This is a genomic window from Flavobacterium sp., from assembly GCF_040402955.1.
Classification (GTDB): domain Bacteria; phylum Bacteroidota; class Bacteroidia; order Flavobacteriales; family Flavobacteriaceae; genus Flavobacterium.
Genome location: NZ_JBBALQ010000044.1, coordinates 1 through 1,203 on the forward strand (window position 1 = coordinate 1; position 1,203 = coordinate 1,203).

Below are 1,203 nucleotides of genomic sequence, written 5' to 3' on the forward strand. Positions count from 1 at the left end.
ATGGCTTAATAGTTGTTTTTAGGTAGTAGATTGCTACCTATGTCTATTTTGGGGTAGATTAAAGGGCTTTAAGCGATTTCTCTAATTATCAGACAATTTTTGAAAAAAATTACCGACAATTAGCGTTTGCCAGTTTTTTGGTGGTATTGTTTTTAACTCGCTTTACGGACGGTAGTTCTCGCTTTTGCTATTTCGCCATATTTTTTTGCTTCTTCAATAACAACTGCATTACCTTTTAGGGCTTGTTTTTGAATGAATTGACTTGCTTGGAAGAATGCTTCGCTTATGCTATCAAAATTGTCAGCAATAAACCTAAATGAATCGTTGCCACATTTTATTGTAACTACTGCTTTTGGTTGAAAACCTGCTATTGTACCATCAACCACATTACAGGTTAATGAAAATTCTTTTGCTCTTAATTCTCCTGTTTCCTTATCTACCGAGCCATCGTGGTCAAATAGGACTTTTGTGGTTGTCATAAACTTTGAAGGAACAAAGTTGCTTTTAATGGGTTTTTGTACATACTTTTGTTGCATAATTGACGATAATTGATATTAATAATGGGGTTGCTACGAACAACCCTTTTTTTGTTTAAAATTTATTTCCTCTATTTATTTGATTTTGTAATCGTATCACCTTAAAACTTCTTTCTAAATCCTTTCCAATTTTCACAAAATCATTCAAATTTTTTACTCTTTGACTTTCCTCTTTTTTCTGCTTTTCTAACAACATACTTCTTTCCCATTCTCTCTTTTGCATTATTGCATTTTCTATATTTTTTATCCTAAAAAAATCCCTTTTTCTGCATTTATCACTACAATATTTTGCTGTATTTCTGCTATGTAAAAAATCATTTTCACAATAACCACATTTAGAAGAATACGATAATTCAGGAGTGTTTTTCCGACTATATGTTGCCTTTATAACCACCCCATTAATTTTACTCATTATAACTGCTTGTTTCATAGTTTTTCTATTTTTTTACAAATATATGATTATTTTATTAAAATTACCGTTCCTCTTCCTTATGTACATTATGTATGTTCTATGTAATACATTAAGAGAAATCCTTAAAGCGTTTTAATCTTGCCCAATTATGTATTAAGACATTACATAGATTACCTTCATAGCTTACATAGAAGCCATAAATGGCTTAATAGTTGTTTTTAGGTAGTAGATTGCTACCTATGTCTATTTTGGGGT

Annotated in this window: 2 protein-coding genes; both read right to left on the reverse strand. The window is 30.6% G+C overall.

The features are described 5' to 3' along the window. Positions 1-152 precede the first annotated feature (152 nt). A complete protein-coding gene (locus ABWP78_RS09780) occupies positions 153-536 on the reverse strand; it encodes a hypothetical protein (RefSeq protein WP_353171060.1) in 384 nt (127 codons plus the stop codon). Positions 537-591: 55 nt separating this feature from the next. Next, positions 592-966 carry a hypothetical protein gene (locus ABWP78_RS09785; protein WP_353171063.1) on the reverse strand — a complete coding sequence of 125 codons (375 nt, stop codon included), beginning with the start codon at positions 964-966 and terminating at the stop codon, positions 592-594. Positions 967-1,203: the final 237 nt, after the last annotated feature.

Coding starts and splice junctions, on each gene's coding strand:
- ABWP78_RS09780 (WP_353171060.1), bottom strand. CDS start 536: ATGCAACAAAAGTATGTACAAAAACCCATTAAAAGCAACTTTGTTCCT.
- ABWP78_RS09785 (WP_353171063.1), bottom strand. CDS start 966: ATGAAACAAGCAGTTATAATGAGTAAAATTAATGGGGTGGTTATAAAG.